Below are 15,881 nucleotides of genomic sequence, written 5' to 3'. Positions count from 1 at the left end.
AGGCTTCATAGAATACTTGTGAACGATCAAGAACCTTGTGGGAGCTGGCTTGCCAGCGATGACTGACTTACAGGCGCTACACCTCTGAAGGTTTCGCCGCCGGTTGCCACAGAATCTCGGCAATACCCTGACGCCGGGCGATCAGCCTGGCCGCCACAAACAACAGATCCGACAAGCGATTGATATACGCCAGGCCAACCCCGGCCAACGGTTCGATCGCATTCAAATGCTGACAACGCCGCTCGGCACTGCGCGCCAGGCTGCGGCAGACGTGGGCCTGGGCAACCAGCATCGAACCGCCCGGCAGAATGAAATTCTCCAGCGGCCCCAGTTCCTCGTTCCAGACATCGATAGCGGCTTCCAGCCGTTCGATTTCTGCTGCGTTCAATGCCTGATATTCCGGCATCGCCAGCTCGCCACCGAGATCGAACAATCGGTGCTGGCAGGGCGCCAACACATCGATCAGCTCATTCAGCCCGGGGCAGGTTTCGCGCTCGGCGATCAATCCGGCCAGCAGTACACCGACCTGACTGTTCAGCGTATCGACCTCGCCAATGGCTTCGATGCGCGGGTGATCCTTGGGCACCCGGCGGCCGTCGCCGAGTCCGGTTTCGCCCTTGTCGCCGGTGCGGGTGTAGATCTTCGACAGGCGAAAGCCCATGGTTTACCTCGGTAGTTGATTGGTTTCGGCGGCGATGGGCGCCGGTTGCGCCAGTGGCAGGCGCAGGGTGAAGCAGGTGCCTTGCCCCGGCGCCGACTGCACTTCCATCTGGCCTTTGTGGTTGTTGGTGATGATGAAGTACGACACCGACAGCCCGAGGCCCGTGCCCTGGCCGATTTCCTTGGTGGTGAAGAACGGCTCGAAGGTGCGCTTGCGCACGTTCTCGCTCATGCCGATGCCGTTGTCCTCGACCTGAATCTCGGCCCACGGCGGATTGAGCCGGGTGCGCAAGGTGATTCGCCCTGGCTCGCTGTCATCTTCGCGCTGGTGGATCGCCTGCGCGGCGTTTTTCAGCAGGTTCAGCAGCACCTGTTCCAGTTCGTTGGCAGTGCCGGGCACCGGGCCCAGCGCCGGGTCGAACTGGCGAATGATCGCCTGACCCTTGAAGTCGAACCCGATGGCCAGGTCGAAGTCGTTGCCGGCGATTTCCACGGCTTGATCGATCAGCGCCGGCAGGTCGCACGGCGCCATCTGGCGGTTGCTGCGACGGCTGAAACTGAGCATGTGGGTGACGATTTTCGCCGCCCGCGCGCCGGCCTGCTGGATGCCGTCGAGTAATTGCGGGACTTCCCGGCCCTGCAGGTAACGGTTCACGGTATCGAGTTCGATGCCCAGTTGCTCGGCCTGTTCAAGGTTCTTCGGCAGGTCTGGCGACAGGCGTCGGCGAATGTTCTGCACGTTGTGCAGGATCGCCCCCAGCGGGTTATTGATCTCGTGGGCCATGCCGGCGGCGAGGCCACCGACCGACAGCATTTTCTCCGACTGCACCATCATTTCTTCCAGCGACAGGCGCTGGGTGATGTCGTCGATCCGGATCACCACGCCGCGCCCGGCGCCGCCCATCAGCGGGTAGAAGGTGAGGGCGTAGTGTTTGGGCTCGTCGTCCTTGAACCAGGTCACGCGCTCGATTTTCGCTACCGTGTGTTGTTCGACGGTCTGCTTGAGTTGCGGCAGGAATGGCTTGAGCGGTTCGAAGGCGAGGAAGATCGGCTGGTTCAGCGCTTCGTCCAGCCGGGTACCGGAAAGGGCACTGGCCTCCTGGTTCCATTGCGTGACGTAGAGCTGTTCGTCGAGGGCGATCAGCGCCGAGGGCATGGAGTCGATGATGCTGTTGAGGTAGTTCTGGAACCCGGTGAGTTTCTTCTCGATCTTGCTGCGCACCTGGACTTCCAGTTCCAGCTTGCGGTTGGTGTGGCGGGTTTCTTCGGCCAGCCCCTGGGCCTGGTCGTAGGCCGCCTGGGAGTCGTCGCGGGCACGCTTGAGTTGCTGCTCCCTCGCCTCGATGCGCGAAAGCATGGTGTTGAACGCCTCGGCCAGACTGCCGATTTCGTCACGATTACCCCGGGAGGCGCGCAGGGCGTAATTTTCCTCGCGGGTCACCTGGCGGGACAGCTCTTCAAGCTGATGGATCGGCCGGGTAATCAGGCGTTTGATCTGCCGGGCAATGACCAGCCACAGCAGCACACTGAAAATCAGAATCCCCAGACTGGCGGTGAGCGTGCCGGTGTAGAACGCCACCGGCAGCTCGCTGCTGGCGACCAGTAACAGGTGGCCCGGTGCGGTGCCTGGACGGGGTAGGGTGATCAGTTGGTTGCTGCGAAACTCGGTCAGTTGCCAGGCATCGATGTGCCGATAGCGTTCCGGCAGGTTGAGTTTGTCACCGCGTTGCAATTGCGCCAGACGTTCGCCCTTGCCGTCATATAGAGCGGCGGCGCGCAACGGCGAATAGCTGTCGAGCTCTTTGAGCAGGCGTTCGGCGCTTTGCGGCGACTGCAAGGCCTCGGCCACCAGACTCGGGTTCGACACCAGCCGGCCGATGGTCTGCAAGGCCTGGGGCGCCATGCTTTCCTGGGAGATGTAATAGGCGGCGCTGATAAAGGTCAGGTTGGCGACCAGCAACACGGTGGTCAACAGCACCAGCAGGGCGGCCAGCAGTTTCTGGCCGACCGGCAGGTTTTCAAGACGCTGGCGCAATGGCATCAGGTTTATCGCAGCAAAGGAACAAGTGGCCAGCGTAGCCGCTGCTCAGTCGACGGGCAATCCGAGACTGTGCAGATGAGCGGTCAGGCGCTCCTGCAATTGCTTGAGATGCGGCAGGTTCAACTGGTGACGCTGGGCAACCTTGCAGGCATGGCCGAGCAGATAGCTGATCTCGGTACGGCGTTTACTGGCCACATCCTGATACATCGACGAGAAATTCGCCGCCGTGGCCTGGATCACCCGCTCGACTTCCTGTTGCAGGTTGTCCGCTGCGGCCGGTTGACCGCAGCGTTCGAGCAGTTCGGTCAGTTCGCCGCACAGGGTGGCGACTTCGCAGTGATGTTGCTGCAAGCCGCCGTTGCGGCAGTCGTGCAGCACCGTCAGCGGATTGATTGCACAGTTGAGTGCCAGTTTGCGCCACAGACGGGTGAGGATATCGGCGCTCCATTCATGGGGGATTTTCGCCGCCTCGAGATCGTCCAACCAGATCGGTGCTACCGGATGACCGGCGTCCCCCAGCCAGGTGTAGCCATGGCCGGCGAACACCACGCGCCAGTCGCCGTCGCGAAACGCGCCTTCGGTGCTGGAGGCGCTGATGCAGCGGGCCTGCGGCACTCGCGCGGCGACCGCTTCCTGGCTGCCGAGGCCGTTCTGTAAAAGAATCAGTTCGGCGTCCGGTGCCAGGCGATGGGCAAGTCCGGCCACAGCCGCTTCGGCGTCGTAGGCCTTACAGGCCACGAGCAGGCGGCGGATCGGTTCGGGGCTGTCCGGGGTTTCGCCGGGGATGGCGTAACTGCTGGCCACGCCTTGTTCGACGAGGGTCAGACCGCCCGCCATTGCATAGTCGTGCAAGCGGTCAATGTCGCGCAGGATCAACCGAACCGGCAGGCCGGCCCGGGCCAGGCGCGTGGCCCAGAGCGTGCCGAGACTTCCGGCGCCGAGGACATGCCAGGGGGTGGACATCAGTTTTTCACTCGGTAAGGTACAGGCATGCAAGGCTCGCCGTGTCGGTGGGAAAAGACCCGTTATAATGAGCCCGATTTTAACCGCAAGCCAAGCGCGCCGCGTCCCGCACGAGCGCGCCTTTTTATTGGAGAACTTACATGCCGTCGTTCGACGTGGTATCCGAACTGGACAAACACGAACTCACCAACGCGGTCGAGAACGCCGTGAAGGAACTCGATCGTCGTTATGACCTGAAAGGCAAGGGCAGCTTCGAATACAAGGAAAAGGACCTGACCGTCCACCTGACCGCTGAAGCCGATTTCCAGCTGGAAGCGATGATCGAGATCCTCAAGCTGGCCCTGGTCAAGCGCAAGATCGACGTGCAGTGCCTGGAAGTCAAAGACTCCTTCGCCTCGGGCAAGCTGATGAAGCAGGACGCTGTCCTCAAGGAAGGCATCGACAAAGAACTGGCGAAGAAAATCGTTGGCCACATCAAGGAAGCCAAGCTCAAGGTGCAGGCCGCCATTCAGGGCGAGCAGGTGCGTGTGACCGGCAAGAAGCGTGACGACTTGCAGGAAGCCATCGCAGCCCTGCGCGCCAAGGAATTCGGCATGCCACTGCAGTTCAACAACTTCCGCGACTAAGCTTTTCGGTCGGGAACCTCTCGGCGTTTAAGGCGTCCGAGGCCCAAGCAACGGCAGAAACGATTGAGCCCTTTACGGCCCGGTCTTTCTGCCGCTGGTTTTTTACAGCCCGGGAAGCCGGCAATCAGGAGATAAAAGATGGATTTGAATGCTGAGGTGGACAACCTGGTCAAGGCGTCCCAGGCGTGGATTCCGATGATCATGGAATACGGCAGTCGTGTGCTGCTGGCGGTGATCACCCTGGCCATCGGCTGGTGGCTGATCAACAAGGTCACGCAAAAGCTCGGCGGCCTGCTGGCCCTGCGCAATGCCGACCTGGCGCTGCAAGGTTTCATCAGCAGCCTGGCCAACATCATTCTCAAGGTGCTGCTGATTGTCAGCGTGGCGTCGATGATCGGTGTTGAAACCACCTCGTTCGTGGCGGCGATCGGTGCGGCGGGCCTGGCCATCGGTCTGGCATTGCAGGGCAGCCTGGCGAACTTCGCCGGCGGCGTGCTGATTCTGCTGTTCCGTCCGTTCCGCATCGGTGACTGGATCGAAGCCCAGGGTGTGGCGGGTACCGTCGACAGCATCCAGATCTTCCATACCGTACTGCGTACCGGCGACAACAAGACCATCATTGTCCCGAACGGCAACCTGTCGAATGGCATCATCACCAATACCAACCGTCAGCCGACCCGCAAGGTTGTGTTTGACGTAGGTGTGGATTACGAAGCCGATCTGCAAAAGGCCCGTCAGGTGCTACTGGATCTGGCCAAGGATGATCGCGTTTTGCAGGATCCGGCGCCTCAGGCCGTTATTTCGACACTGGGTGACAGTTCGATCACTGTTTCTCTGCGCGTGTGGGTTAAAACTGCGGATTACTGGGATGTCATGTTCATGTTTAACGAACAGTCCCGTGATCGTTTAAAAACTGCCGGAATTGATATCCCGTTTCCGCAGCGAGTGATTCGTGTGGTTCAGGAATCGGCAGTGTAATGATAGGTTGCTAATTGATTGCCTGACTTGTTGGTCAGGCGTTTATTACAAGTGACAGATAACAAAAAGGCCCATCCGAAGATGGGCCTTTTTTTATGCTACCAAACTAACCACTGACGATTACAAGATGTTCAGTGGGTACTCGGTGATCAGACGGAACTCGTTGATATCACCTTCAGCCTGGTCGGTGTTACCACGGTGCCATGCCTGACGAATACGGAAGGACAGATCTTTGGCCGGGCCGGACTGAACTACGTACTTGGCTTCAAGGTTGGTTTCGTGATGTTTGCCATCTTCACCGTAACCGTACGAGCGGTAAGGGCTGTCAGCATCCATTTTAGTACCGTCGATATCCCAGCCTTTTACATAACGGGCCATGAAGCTCAGGCCAGGTACGCCGTACTCGGCCATTTTCAGGTCATAACGAATCTGTGCAGATTTCTCGTTAGGACCGTTGAAGTCGGAGTACTGGATGGAGTTGGCGAGGAAGATCGAGTCGCCACCGCGGTTGTTGTCACCTACGCCGACGTAGTCGAACGGGGTGTCGCCGTCGACTTTCTGGAAGGCCAGAGTCACGGTGTGTGCTTTCAGGAACGACAGTGCGGTTGCCAGGGAGAACGTGGTGTTGCTGATGTCACCGGCTTTGGCGCTACCGGTGTCGTTGGTGCGGTAGATGTTGAAGTCGGTGTTCAGCGAAGTGTCACCACTGATCGGGGTGGTGAGGTTCACGTTAGCGTAGTACTGGTTCCAGATGTCCTTGAACTTCGAACCGTAGAGCGACACGCTCAGGTTGTCGGTGATGCCGTATTTACCACCGGCGAAGTCCATGGTTTTGCCAGTGACAGGGTTATCGGTGGTGCTGGAGTACTGCGAATGCAGCTCACCGTCGCTGTTCATCTCGTCCTGGCTGGAGGCCGAGTAGAAGTGACCTGCTTCCAGATCCAGGTTCTGGATTTCGCTGCTTTGCAGTTGGAAACCGGTAGCGGTCTGAGGAATCAGACGGGAGCCGCCGACAGCAAATACTGGAGAGGTACTTGGCTGGAACTCACCGAACTTCAGCTCGGTTTTGGAGATGCGAGCTTTGATCGCTGCGCCTGCTTTGCCCATGCTGTCCTTGACGTGGCCCTGGGAGTCGACGCTCGTGTTGCCCGAACTGGCAGTACCGTCACCGCCATCCAGTTTGATGCCCAGGTAACCGAATGCATCAACACCAACCCCGACAGTACCTTGGGTGTAGCCGGAGCTGAAGTTGCCCAGGAAACCCTGTGTCCAGTCGATTTGATCGTTGGAACCGCCTTTGCGGTCGCGGTTGAAGTAGTAGTTCTTCAACGTCTCGGTGAGTTGTGCGTCTTCAACAAAACCTTTGGCTTCAGCCTGGTCACTTACAAACGGGGCGGCCGTAGCCACTTGAGTACTGGCTGCTGCAGCAACTGCCAGTGCGATCATGCTCCACTTCATCACGCGCATCGTGATTTGCTCCTTTGGTTTTAGAAGAGTACTGCCGTCCCACCTGTTTTATTATCTGGGCGGCTCTTTCTTTTTGTGTCGGCGCAAACTTATATCACGCCGACCATGTTGGCGATACTTGCGAATCCAACCTTTCAGCTTCTTTACGAGCGTGTCGCAAACGGCTTGGTAGATGTCGCAAATTTACAGTCCAAATGCAATGGGACTGACAACTTCAGCGCTGTTTTACAGAGCTTGAGCATCGGTAAAAAAGAGTCCCTTGGCAAAACGCTTGAATCTCCATCGGGCAACCCTGCCACTGTTTTTATGGGGCTCAAGGCATCCACTTCTTGTGGTGCGCTTATAGTCCATATGGGTATGAATGCAACAAGCGTGCACAAACCGCTGAATTGTTCCGGTTTTTTTCAAGGTGCTCGTCCGGTGCTGTAAAAACCTCATAAAACCGGGGGCTCCGAGGGGCTTTCGAACAGGCTTGACGCCATCCTTCGCATGGTGTTGCTCCCTGAAAGTCGCAGCGCGACAACCAAAAACGTTACCGGTTCACCCCGTCAGTGAGTATTCGGCGGATGCCCGACGCACTGAGCGTAGACGTGCTGTGCGGTTTTGGTGCAAAAAATTTCAATGGCTGTACTGAATTCATACAGTTGAGCCGTCGATGGTGCGTAAACGTTGCTTTCTGAACCGGTCATTTCCCGCGTTCGAATACAGTGCTGGTTCTGTTCTGGTGCGCTCGTGCCACAAATGTCACTTTGCAGGGCGCGCAAGATTCCTTGCCGTGGCGCATTCGCCGTGAAGGACATGTCAATCGCAGGTATGCTGCCCTCCAGTCGTTTGGCGCGCTGCTTTCAGGGTGGGGCGCTAAGCTGAAAACAGGTCATTTCGCCGGGAGTGCGCGCAGTGTTTGCTTTAGATTCACGACTTCAACAGGACACCCTGACCATCGGCGACTTCCCGCTGTGCCGACTGCTGTTGTCCAACGATGCCAACTACCCGTGGTTCATCCTGGTGCCACGCCGCGACGATATCAGCGAGTTGTTTCAGTTGGATGTCGCCGACCAGCAGCGCCTGTGGCAGGAAACCACGGCACTGGCCGAGGTGCTCAAGGATTCCTTCGACGCCGACAAGATGAATGTCGCGACCCTGGGTAATGTGGTCAGCCAACTGCATATGCATGTGATCGTGCGTAAGCGGGACGATGCCGCCTGGCCGGCGCCGGTCTGGGGCAAGCACCCCGCCAAACCTTATAGTGCCGAGCAAGTGGCCGCGATCCGCGAGCGCCTGCGTCTGGTGCTGGACGAAGATTTCACCTTTCTGGAGGGCTGAGTCATGAGCCTCGAACAACGTGTTACCGAGCTGGAAAGCCGCCTGGCGTTTCAAGACGACACCATTCAGGCATTGAATGATGTGCTGGTGGAGCAGCAGCGGGTGGTTGAGCGTTTGCAGTTGCAGATGGCTGCCGTGCTCAAGCGTCAGGAAGAGATGGTCGGCCAGATCGGGTCTTTTGAAGAAGACGCGCCACCGCCGCACTATTGAGAGGTCTGTGGGCATGCTCCCGTGAATAAAAAAACCGCGAACAGCCAGGCTGTTCGCGGTTTTTTTATTGCCGGGAAGCGTGAATCAGCGACGCGGCAGGGCGGCGATCACGTCTTCGGCCTGCAGGCCCTTGTCACGGTTCATCACCGAGAACTCCACGCGCTGGCCTTCGACCAGGACGCGGTGGCCTTCGCCACGGATGGCGCGAAAGTGCACGAAAATATCATCGCCGGAATCCCGGGAGATAAAACCGAAGCCCTTGGAGGTGTTGAACCACTTGACGGTGCCGGTATCGCGGTTGCTCATGTCGTAGCTTTGCGTCGCGGCGGCCGGTGAGGACTTGTAGAAGCTGACGGCCAGGTGCAGAACCACGGCGACCAGAGCGATCACCAGGCTGAACAGCACGGCTGGCTGGCCGGCGATGACAGGCATCGGCGCGATCAGGGTCAGGGTTTGCAGGACAACGGTCAGCACCAGCAGGGCGCTGACCAGGTTTTGCAGATGCTGGCGCGGACCTCTGTTCCAGTTAGGGATGACTGGCGCAAGGATCAGGTTCAGCAGGCCGAAGAAGGCCAGGTAAAGTGCATCGGGTTGTTGCAGGTAAGGTACCGCTTCGGACTTCAGGCTAGGTATGAAGGACAGCAGCAAGGCTGCTGCGCCCATTAGCAGGTGGACGATTTTCAACATTTTTATTGACTCACGTTATGACGGCTCACAAGGAAGAGCTGAAGGCGCACGGTTCGCTTCGGAACAATAAAGAGGCGTTGGACACGTACCCGGCATCAGCCTATGCGCAGGCCCGGAAAACGGGGCGTAGCGACACACTGCCTATTTAACAGCAAAGCCTGCGGGTACTCAAATTACGCCGGCCGGCGGCAGGCGTCGGACGATTTGTCGCGTCTATCGGTGTCATACGGGGCTGCGGGGCGGGGGTGGCCTTGCTACAGTGGAACGACACCTGCTGGATGAACTCAATCGCCGTTAGGGGGTAAGCATGGCAATCGATATCGGTATCAGTGAAGCAGACCGCAAATCCATCGTCGAAGGGCTCTCGCGCCTGCTGTCGGACACCTACGTGCTGTATCTGAAGACCCACAACTTCCACTGGAACGTCACCGGGCCGATGTTCCGGACCCTGCATCTGATGTTCGAGGAGCAATACAACGAACTGGCCCTGGCGGTGGACTTGATCGCCGAACGCATCCGGGCGCTGGGGTTTCCGGCGCCAGGCGCATACGCAACCTACGCCCGTCTGTCTTCTATAAAAGAGGAGGAAGGGGTGCCGAGTGCCGAGGACATGATCAAACAATTGGTCGAGGGTCAGGAGGCAGTCACTCGCACGGCTCGGGGGATATTCCCTCTGCTGGATAAAGTCAGTGATGAGCCGACCGCCGACCTGCTGACTCAACGCATGCAGGTTCACGAGAAAACCGCGTGGATGTTGCGCGCACTGCTTGAGGCCTGATGGCGGGAAGCGCACGGACACCCTGGGTTCGTGCGCTGTTGTCTTTCTCCCCTGGAAAAATCATTCACGACAGTAGGAAACGAGGAACGCGACCCACCGCTCCATGATCCTCCGTGTCGCGTTGGCTTATCCTACGTGAAGGGTCCAAAAGTCATCTGGATCTGCCTTTGCGCCTGCGCTTTTAATGAGGTCACAGGATGTTGCCTTGATAACAAGTGCAGGAATGACAAAGGAGTGTCAACGATATGGAATGTGCAGACAGGCGAGGCGGCATTGCTGTCGGCTCGCAACAGGACAGGTTTGTGGAACCGTTTCTCGGCGGATTCGACATGGCGTTGATCCGCCCGTTGTCCCGGTCGGTACGCTTGAACGGGTTTGCGACCTGCATGCGGCTCGAACAGGTTTACTGGAATATCCTGGGCCGGATGGCCGAGGACAATTGCTGTTCGGTCGGCACGCTGTTGTCCCGTCTCGACCGTGAAGTACACCTGCGCCATGGTGGGGTGAAAAACTTCAGTGGTCTGGTACGGGTGGTGTGCGTGGTGCATGGCCTGCGGGATTCTCCGGGGATGCACGACGCGGGTTGTCACTGACGATACGGCCTGTACAGTCTTACGGCTGCACAGGCCGCATTTAATGGATATAATCCCGCTCTTTCGCCGCACAGCCCCGCGTGTGCTGGCAACCTGATTGCCGAGACAACCTCATGCCGATGTACGATTACCAATGTGCTTCCTGTGGTCATCAGTTGGAAGCCATTCAAAAGATCAGCGACGCACCACTGGTCGATTGCCCTGCCTGCCAGGCGCCTGAACTCAAGAAGCAACTGTCGATGCCGGGCTTTCGCCTCAGTGGCAGTGGCTGGTACGAAACCGATTTCAAGACCGGCGCGAAGAAGAATCTGGCCGGTGGCGACAAATCTGACTAGGGTTCAAACCCAGGTCGAACGACACGCGCGAGTTTCCACAGGTTGCACAGTGCTTGAGTGCAGCGGGATCTCCACCGAATTTCGAATTACGAGAAGCGAACCACTACCATGATGCGCAGCCATTATTGCGGCCAACTGAACGAAAGCCTGGAAGGCCAGGAAATTACCCTTTGCGGATGGGTTCACCGTCGTCGCGACCACGGCGGGGTGATTTTCCTCGATATCCGTGATCGTGACGGTCTGGCCCAGGTAGTGTTCGATCCGGATCGCGCCGAGAGCTTCGCCGCCGCCGATCGCGTGCGCAGCGAATACGTCGTGAAGATCACCGGCAAGGTGCGTCTGCGTCCGGCCGGTGCCACCAACGCCAACATGGCGTCGGGCATGATCGAAGTGCTGGGCTACGAACTGGAAGTGTTGAACGAGTCGGAAACCCCGCCGTTCCCGCTGAACGAGTTCTCCGACGTCGGCGAAGAAACCCGTCTGCGTTATCGCTTCCTGGACCTGCGTCGTCCGGAAATGGCCGAGAAGCTGCGTCTGCGTTCGCGCATGACCACCAGCATCCGTCGCTACCTGGACGAGAACGGCTTCCTCGATGTCGAAACGCCGATCCTGACCCGCGCCACTCCGGAAGGCGCGCGCGACTACCTCGTGCCGAGCCGTACCCACGCCGGTTCGTTCTTCGCGCTGCCGCAATCGCCACAGCTGTTCAAGCAACTGCTGATGGTTGCCGGTTTCGACCGCTACTACCAGATCGCCAAGTGCTTCCGCGACGAAGACCTGCGTGCCGACCGTCAGCCTGAGTTCACTCAGATCGACATCGAGACCAGCTTCCTCGACGAAAAAGACATCATGGGCCTGACCGAAGGCATGATCCGCAACCTGTTCAAGGAAGTGCTGGATCTGGAATTCGGCGAGTTCCCGCACATGACCTTCGAAGAAGCCATGCGCCGTTACGGTTCCGACAAACCAGACCTGCGTAACCCGCTGGAACTGGTAGACGTGGCCGACCAACTGAAAGAAGTGGATTTCAAGGTCTTCAGCGGCCCGGCCAACGACCCGAAATGCCGTATCGCCGCGCTGCGCGTTCCAGGCGGGGCGAGCATGCCGCGCAAGCAGATCGACGACTACACCAAGTTCGTCGGCATCTACGGTGCCAAGGGCCTGGCGTACATCAAGGTCAACGAGCGTGCGGCCGGTGTTGACGGTCTGCAATCGCCGATCGTGAAGAACATCCCGGAAGCCAACCTGAACGTGATCCTCGATCGCGTTGGCGCAGTCGACGGCGACATCGTGTTCTTCGGCGCCGACAAGGCCAAGATCGTCAGCGAAGCCCTGGGCGCGCTGCGTATCAAGCTCGGTCACGACCTGAAGCTGCTGACCTGCGAGTGGGCGCCGATGTGGGTCGTCGACTTCCCGATGTTCGAAGAGAACGACGACGGCAGCTTCTCCGCCTTGCACCATCCGTTCACCGCGCCGAAGTGCACTCCGGAAGAGCTCGAAGCCAACCCGGCTGGCGCTCTGTCCCGTGCTTACGACATGGTGCTGAACGGCACCGAGCTGGGTGGCGGCTCGATCCGTATCCACCGCAAAGAGATGCAACAGGCGGTGTTCCGTCTGCTGGGCATCAACGAAGCGGAACAGGAAGAGAAGTTCGGCTTCCTGCTCGACGCCCTGAAATACGGCGCGCCGCCACACGGTGGCCTGGCCTTCGGTCTGGACCGTCTGGTCATGCTGATGACCGGTGCCCAGTCGATCCGTGAAGTGATCGCCTTCCCGAAAACCCAGAGTGCTGCCGACGTGATGACGCAGGCGCCGGGTGTCGTGGACGCGAAGGCATTGCGCGAACTGCACATTCGTTTGCGCGAAACGCCGAAGGCTGAGTAAGACGGGCCTGAAGGCGCATCTTCGGATGCGCCTTTTTTCTTTCTGCAGTGATTGAAAACAAGATTTTTTTGCTGGCCGATGCACCTGCATGGCGGGCATTGTTCAAGAGAATTCGGAGCGAGTTATGGCAGGTCATTCCAAGTGGGCGAACATCAAGCACCGCAAAGAACGCCAGGATGCCAAGAGAGGCAAGATCTTCACCAAGTGGATCCGCGAACTGACCGTGGCGGCCCGTCAGGGCGGCGGTGATCCGGGCTCCAACCCGCGTCTGCGTCTGGCGCTGGACAAGGCGCTGGGCGCCAACATGAGTCGCGACATCATCGACCGTGCCGTGGCCCGTGGCGCCGGTGCGACCGAAGCCGACAACGTTGAAGAACTGACCTACGAAGGTTACGGCCCGGGCGGCGTGGCGGTGATGGTCGAGTGCATGACCGACAACCGCAACCGTACCGCAGCGGCCGTGCGCCACGCGTTCAGCAAGTGTGGCGGCAACCTCGGTACCGACGGTTCGGTAGCCTATCTGTTCGAACGCAAGGGCCAGATCAGCTTTGCCCCGGGCGTTGACGAAGACGCGCTGACAGAGGCCGCGCTGGAAGCCGATGCCGACGACGTGGTCAGTCACGAAGATGGCTCGATCGACGTATTCACCTCGTTCACCAGCTTCTACGCGGTACGCAATGCCCTGGAAGCCGCCGGTTTCAAGGGTGATGACGCGGAAATCGTCATGCAGCCGACCACCAGCGCCGAACTGGATCTGGAGGGCGCCGAGAAGGTGCTCAAGCTGATCGACATGCTGGAAGATCTGGATGACGTGCAGAACGTCTACTCCAACGCGGACATTCCGGAAGACGTGGCCGCTCAGCTCGGTTAAGAGCGACTAGGCTCAATGTGGGAGCTGGCTTGCCAGCGATGGCGTCGGCACATCAGCTAATGATGGTGCCTGACACACCGTCATCGCTGGCAAACCAGCTCCCACATTTGTTTTTTGTGTTTTTCGAACCAGCAGGCTTATGACTTTAATTCTTGGTATCGACCCCGGTTCTCGCATTACCGGTTACGGCATTGTTCGCGATACCGGACGCGGCGGTTGCATCTACGTCGCCTCGGGTTGTATCCGCACCGGTGCCGGCGAGCTGCATGAGCGGTTGCAGATTGTCTACCGCGGCGTGCGGGAAATCATCCAGACCTACGGCCCGGTCACCATGGGCATCGAAAAGGTGTTCATGGCGAAAAACGCTGATTCGGCGCTCAAGCTCGGGCAGGCCCGTGGGGCCGCTATCGTTGCCGGCGCAGAAGAAAGCCTGGAGATCGCCGAGTACACGGCCACTCAGGTCAAGCAGGCTGTGGTGGGAACCGGTGCTGCCAATAAAGAGCAGGTGCAGATGATGGTCATGCACATGCTCAAGCTGACCAGCAAACCGCAAATCGACGCATCGGATGCCCTGGCCATCGCCATTTGTCACGCCCACACCCGCTCCAGTCTGTTGCCGCATGGCTTGGGAACTGCACGCAGTCGTGGCGGGCGTCTGCGTCTCTGATAGCATCAGCAGTCAATTTCACGGAATGTGGATTTCGCGCCTGGGTCGTCGGCAGCAAATCCATGCTCTGTCGGTCGCCAGCCCACGGCTGGCCAACGCTCAAGGATCTGAAACGTGATTGGACGCTTGCGCGGCACTCTGGCTGAGAAACAGCCGCCGCACCTGATTCTGGATGTAAACGGCCTCGGGTATGAGCTGGAAGTGCCCATGACCACCCTTTATCGCCTGCCGTCGGTCGGTGAACCGCTGACCTTGCACACCCATTTGGTCGTACGCGAAGACGCACAGTTACTCTATGGCTTTGCCGGCAAGCGTGAGCGAGACTTTTTTCGCGAGTTGATCCGTCTCAACGGTGTAGGGCCGAAACTGGCCCTGGCCTTGATGTCGAGTCTTGAAGTCGACGAACTGATCCGCTGCGTGCAATCCCAGGACACCTCGGCGCTGACCAAGGTGCCGGGCGTGGGCAAGAAAACCGCCGAACGTCTGCTGGTCGAGCTCAAGGATCGCTTCAAGGCCTGGGAAACCTCGCCGGCCATGTTCGCCCTCGTGCCGAACCAGCCGGACGGCCCGGCGCCGGTCAACACCGCCGAGAACGACGCGGTCAGCGCGCTGATTTCCCTGGGCTACAAGCCTCAGGAAGCGAGCAAGGCGATTTCCGCGATCAAAGAGAAAGGCCTGAGCAGCGAAGACATGATTCGACGCGCCCTGAAGGGAATGATTTAAGTGATTGAAGCTGATCGTCTGATCGCCGCCACGCACAGTCCGCGTGAGCGCGAAGAAGTCCAGGATCGGGCGATACGTCCCGTCAGCCTGGCCGAATACATCGGCCAGCCGACCGTTCGCGAGCAGATGGAACTGTTTATCCAGGCCGCCCGTGGCCGTAGCGAATCCCTCGACCACACCCTGATTTTCGGCCCGCCGGGGCTGGGTAAAACCACGCTGGCCAACATCATCGCTCAGGAAATGGGTGTGTCGATCAAGAGCACTTCCGGCCCGGTGCTGGAACGGCCCGGGGATCTGGCGGCACTGTTGACCAATCTTGAGCCGCACGACGTGCTGTTCATCGATGAAATCCATCGTCTGTCGCCGATCGTCGAAGAAGTGCTGTACCCGGCCATGGAAGATTTCCAGCTCGACATCATGATCGGTGAAGGTCCGGCGGCGCGTTCGATCAAACTTGATCTGCCACCGTTCACCCTGGTTGGCGCGACGACGCGGGCGGGCATGCTGACCAACCCGTTGCGCGACCGTTTCGGCATCGTCCAGCGTCTCGAGTTCTACAGCACCGCTGACCTGGCGACGATTGTCAGCCGTTCGGCGAATATCCTCGGCTTGCCGCTGGATCCGGAAGGGTCTTTCGAGATTGCCCGCCGCGCCCGTGGTACGCCGCGGATCGCCAACCGACTGTTGCGTCGGGTGCGGGATTTCGCTGAAGTCCGGGCCAAGGGCCACATCACCAAGGCTGTCGCGGATCTGGCGCTGAATCTGCTGGATGTCGACGAGCACGGTTTCGATCATCAGGACCGGCGTCTGCTGTTGACCATGATCGAGAAATTCGATGGCGGCCCGGTGGGCATCGACAGTCTGGCAGCGGCGATCAGCGAAGAGCGCCACACCATTGAAGACGTGCTCGAGCCGTACCTGATTCAGCAGGGCTACATCATGCGTACGCCGCGGGGCAGGGTGGTTACCCGTCACGCGTACCTGCATTTTGGTTTAAACATTCCGACACGAATGGGCGAGATGCCCGTGGTAGACGAGTTTCTCGATGCCGTGGACGATTGATACACATTTATTG

18 protein-coding genes are annotated in these 15,881 nt (G+C 59.1%); 13 read left to right on the top strand and 5 right to left on the bottom strand.

The genetic code is table 11. The annotated features are described in order from the left end of the window. Positions 1 to 76: 76 nt before the first annotated feature. The 3 genes from ACTJK7_RS05905 to ACTJK7_RS05895 are packed head-to-tail and all read right to left on the bottom strand — an operon-like array spanning position 77 to position 3,664. Positions 77 to 661, bottom strand: coding sequence for a cob(I)yrinic acid a,c-diamide adenosyltransferase (locus tag ACTJK7_RS05905; protein WP_323150896.1), 585 nt, complete (start codon positions 659 to 661; stop codon positions 77 to 79). 3 nt (positions 662 to 664) lie between these two features. Next, entirely contained in the window at positions 665 to 2,701 is a 2,037-nt protein-coding gene (locus ACTJK7_RS05900; protein ID WP_323150897.1) for a sensor histidine kinase, read from the bottom strand. A gap of 45 nt (positions 2,702 to 2,746) precedes the next feature. Next, entirely contained in the window at positions 2,747 to 3,664 is a 918-nt protein-coding gene (locus tag ACTJK7_RS05895; protein ID WP_108563083.1) for a putative 2-dehydropantoate 2-reductase, read from the bottom strand. A gap of 140 nt (positions 3,665 to 3,804) precedes the next feature. On the opposite strand from ACTJK7_RS05895, the gene ACTJK7_RS05890 reads away from it, so the two are divergent. Together ACTJK7_RS05890 and ACTJK7_RS05885 are read left to right on the top strand one after the other, a co-directional pair. Then, positions 3,805 to 4,290: a YajQ family cyclic di-GMP-binding protein gene (locus ACTJK7_RS05890; RefSeq protein ID WP_011335651.1), complete on the top strand. Its 486-nt coding sequence runs from the start codon at positions 3,805 to 3,807 to the stop codon at positions 4,288 to 4,290. A 138-nt stretch (positions 4,291 to 4,428) separates the two neighbouring features. After that, on the top strand, positions 4,429 to 5,268 hold the full coding sequence (locus tag ACTJK7_RS05885) for a mechanosensitive ion channel family protein (RefSeq protein ID WP_007951217.1): 840 nt from the start codon (positions 4,429 to 4,431) through the stop codon (positions 5,266 to 5,268). A 120-nt stretch (positions 5,269 to 5,388) separates the two neighbouring features. Here the strand turns inward: ACTJK7_RS05885 and ACTJK7_RS05880 are convergent, their stop codons facing one another. Next, positions 5,389 to 6,735, bottom strand: coding sequence for an OprD family porin (locus ACTJK7_RS05880; RefSeq protein ID WP_108563082.1), 1,347 nt, complete (start codon positions 6,733 to 6,735; stop codon positions 5,389 to 5,391). Positions 6,736 to 6,810: 75 nt separating this feature from the next. Here ACTJK7_RS05880 and ACTJK7_RS05875 point away from each other — a divergent pair, with 75 nt between their 5' ends. The 3 genes from ACTJK7_RS05875 (at position 6,811) to ACTJK7_RS05865 (ending at position 8,268) form a co-directional block, all read left to right on the top strand. Further along, the gene (locus tag ACTJK7_RS05875; RefSeq protein WP_134334327.1) at positions 6,811 to 7,164 is read left to right on the top strand and encodes a hypothetical protein; all 354 of its coding nucleotides are present in this window, start codon (positions 6,811 to 6,813) and stop codon (positions 7,162 to 7,164) included. A 468-nt stretch (positions 7,165 to 7,632) separates the two neighbouring features. Then, positions 7,633 to 8,058, top strand: a complete 426-nt coding sequence (locus ACTJK7_RS05870) for an HIT family protein (protein ID WP_041475414.1) — start codon at positions 7,633 to 7,635, stop codon at positions 8,056 to 8,058. 3 nt (positions 8,059 to 8,061) lie between these two features. Next, positions 8,062 to 8,268 carry a SlyX family protein gene (locus ACTJK7_RS05865; protein WP_039766003.1) on the top strand — a complete coding sequence of 69 codons (207 nt, stop codon included), beginning with the start codon at positions 8,062 to 8,064 and terminating at the stop codon, positions 8,266 to 8,268. Positions 8,269 to 8,352: 84 nt separating this feature from the next. On the opposite strand, the gene ACTJK7_RS05860 is transcribed toward ACTJK7_RS05865, so the two are convergent. Continuing rightward, the gene (locus ACTJK7_RS05860) at positions 8,353 to 8,955 is read right to left on the bottom strand and encodes a cold-shock protein (RefSeq protein WP_108563081.1); all 603 of its coding nucleotides are present in this window, start codon (positions 8,953 to 8,955) and stop codon (positions 8,353 to 8,355) included. A 307-nt stretch (positions 8,956 to 9,262) separates the two neighbouring features. Between ACTJK7_RS05860 and ACTJK7_RS05855 the strand changes: the two genes are divergently transcribed. The 8 genes from ACTJK7_RS05855 (at position 9,263) to ruvB (ending at position 15,868) form a co-directional block, all read left to right on the top strand. Further along, on the top strand, positions 9,263 to 9,733 hold the full coding sequence (locus ACTJK7_RS05855; RefSeq protein WP_064383754.1) for a Dps family protein: 471 nt from the start codon (positions 9,263 to 9,265) through the stop codon (positions 9,731 to 9,733). Positions 9,734 to 9,978: 245 nt separating this feature from the next. Then, a complete protein-coding gene (locus ACTJK7_RS05850; protein ID WP_064383753.1) occupies positions 9,979 to 10,326 on the top strand; it encodes a ribbon-helix-helix domain-containing protein in 348 nt (115 codons plus the stop codon). Positions 10,327 to 10,439: 113 nt separating this feature from the next. After that, a complete protein-coding gene (locus ACTJK7_RS05845) occupies positions 10,440 to 10,661 on the top strand; it encodes an FmdB family zinc ribbon protein (protein WP_007951210.1) in 222 nt (73 codons plus the stop codon). 108 nt (positions 10,662 to 10,769) lie between these two features. Beyond that, a complete protein-coding gene (aspS, locus tag ACTJK7_RS05840) occupies positions 10,770 to 12,545 on the top strand; it encodes an aspartate--tRNA ligase (RefSeq protein ID WP_064383752.1) in 1,776 nt (591 codons plus the stop codon). 124 nt (positions 12,546 to 12,669) lie between these two features. Continuing rightward, complete coding sequence (locus ACTJK7_RS05835; protein WP_003227527.1) at positions 12,670 to 13,416, top strand: YebC/PmpR family DNA-binding transcriptional regulator; 747 nt, start codon at positions 12,670 to 12,672, stop codon at positions 13,414 to 13,416. A gap of 139 nt (positions 13,417 to 13,555) precedes the next feature. Beyond that, entirely contained in the window at positions 13,556 to 14,083 is a 528-nt protein-coding gene (gene ruvC, locus ACTJK7_RS05830) for a crossover junction endodeoxyribonuclease RuvC (protein WP_007951206.1), read from the top strand. 114 nt (positions 14,084 to 14,197) lie between these two features. Further along, positions 14,198 to 14,806, top strand: a complete 609-nt coding sequence (ruvA, locus tag ACTJK7_RS05825) for a Holliday junction branch migration protein RuvA (protein ID WP_007951205.1) — start codon at positions 14,198 to 14,200, stop codon at positions 14,804 to 14,806. Continuing rightward, on the top strand, positions 14,807 to 15,868 hold the full coding sequence (ruvB, locus tag ACTJK7_RS05820; RefSeq protein WP_064383750.1) for a Holliday junction branch migration DNA helicase RuvB: 1,062 nt from the start codon (positions 14,807 to 14,809) through the stop codon (positions 15,866 to 15,868). Positions 15,869 to 15,881: the final 13 nt, after the last annotated feature.

This window comes from Pseudomonas sp. 22085 (genome assembly GCF_052045815.1).
GTDB lineage: Bacteria > Pseudomonadota > Gammaproteobacteria > Pseudomonadales > Pseudomonadaceae > Aquipseudomonas > Aquipseudomonas glycinae.
The sequence above is the reverse complement of the archived record's forward strand: the minus strand, read 5'-3'. Positions and strand labels throughout refer to the sequence as shown.

Bases quoted from the DNA above. Each gene is read 5' to 3' on its own strand.
- ACTJK7_RS05905 (WP_323150896.1), bottom strand. From the start codon at position 661: ATGGGCTTTCGCCTGTCGAAGATCTACACCCGCACCGGCGACAAGGGC.
- ACTJK7_RS05900 (WP_323150897.1), bottom strand. From the start codon at position 2,701: ATGCCATTGCGCCAGCGTCTTGAAAACCTGCCGGTCGGCCAGAAACTG.
- ACTJK7_RS05895 (WP_108563083.1), bottom strand. From the start codon at position 3,664: ATGTCCACCCCCTGGCATGTCCTCGGCGCCGGAAGTCTCGGCACGCTC.
- ACTJK7_RS05890 (WP_011335651.1), top strand. From the start codon at position 3,805: ATGCCGTCGTTCGACGTGGTATCCGAACTGGACAAACACGAACTCACC.
- ACTJK7_RS05885 (WP_007951217.1), top strand. From the start codon at position 4,429: ATGGATTTGAATGCTGAGGTGGACAACCTGGTCAAGGCGTCCCAGGCG.
- ACTJK7_RS05880 (WP_108563082.1), bottom strand. From the start codon at position 6,735: ATGCGCGTGATGAAGTGGAGCATGATCGCACTGGCAGTTGCTGCAGCA.
- ACTJK7_RS05865 (WP_039766003.1), top strand. From the start codon at position 8,062: ATGAGCCTCGAACAACGTGTTACCGAGCTGGAAAGCCGCCTGGCGTTT.
- ACTJK7_RS05860 (WP_108563081.1), bottom strand. From the start codon at position 8,955: ATGTTGAAAATCGTCCACCTGCTAATGGGCGCAGCAGCCTTGCTGCTG.
- ACTJK7_RS05855 (WP_064383754.1), top strand. From the start codon at position 9,263: ATGGCAATCGATATCGGTATCAGTGAAGCAGACCGCAAATCCATCGTC.
- ACTJK7_RS05850 (WP_064383753.1), top strand. From the start codon at position 9,979: ATGGAATGTGCAGACAGGCGAGGCGGCATTGCTGTCGGCTCGCAACAG.
- ACTJK7_RS05845 (WP_007951210.1), top strand. From the start codon at position 10,440: ATGCCGATGTACGATTACCAATGTGCTTCCTGTGGTCATCAGTTGGAA.
- aspS (WP_064383752.1), top strand. From the start codon at position 10,770: ATGATGCGCAGCCATTATTGCGGCCAACTGAACGAAAGCCTGGAAGGC.
- ACTJK7_RS05835 (WP_003227527.1), top strand. From the start codon at position 12,670: ATGGCAGGTCATTCCAAGTGGGCGAACATCAAGCACCGCAAAGAACGC.
- ruvC (WP_007951206.1), top strand. From the start codon at position 13,556: ATGACTTTAATTCTTGGTATCGACCCCGGTTCTCGCATTACCGGTTAC.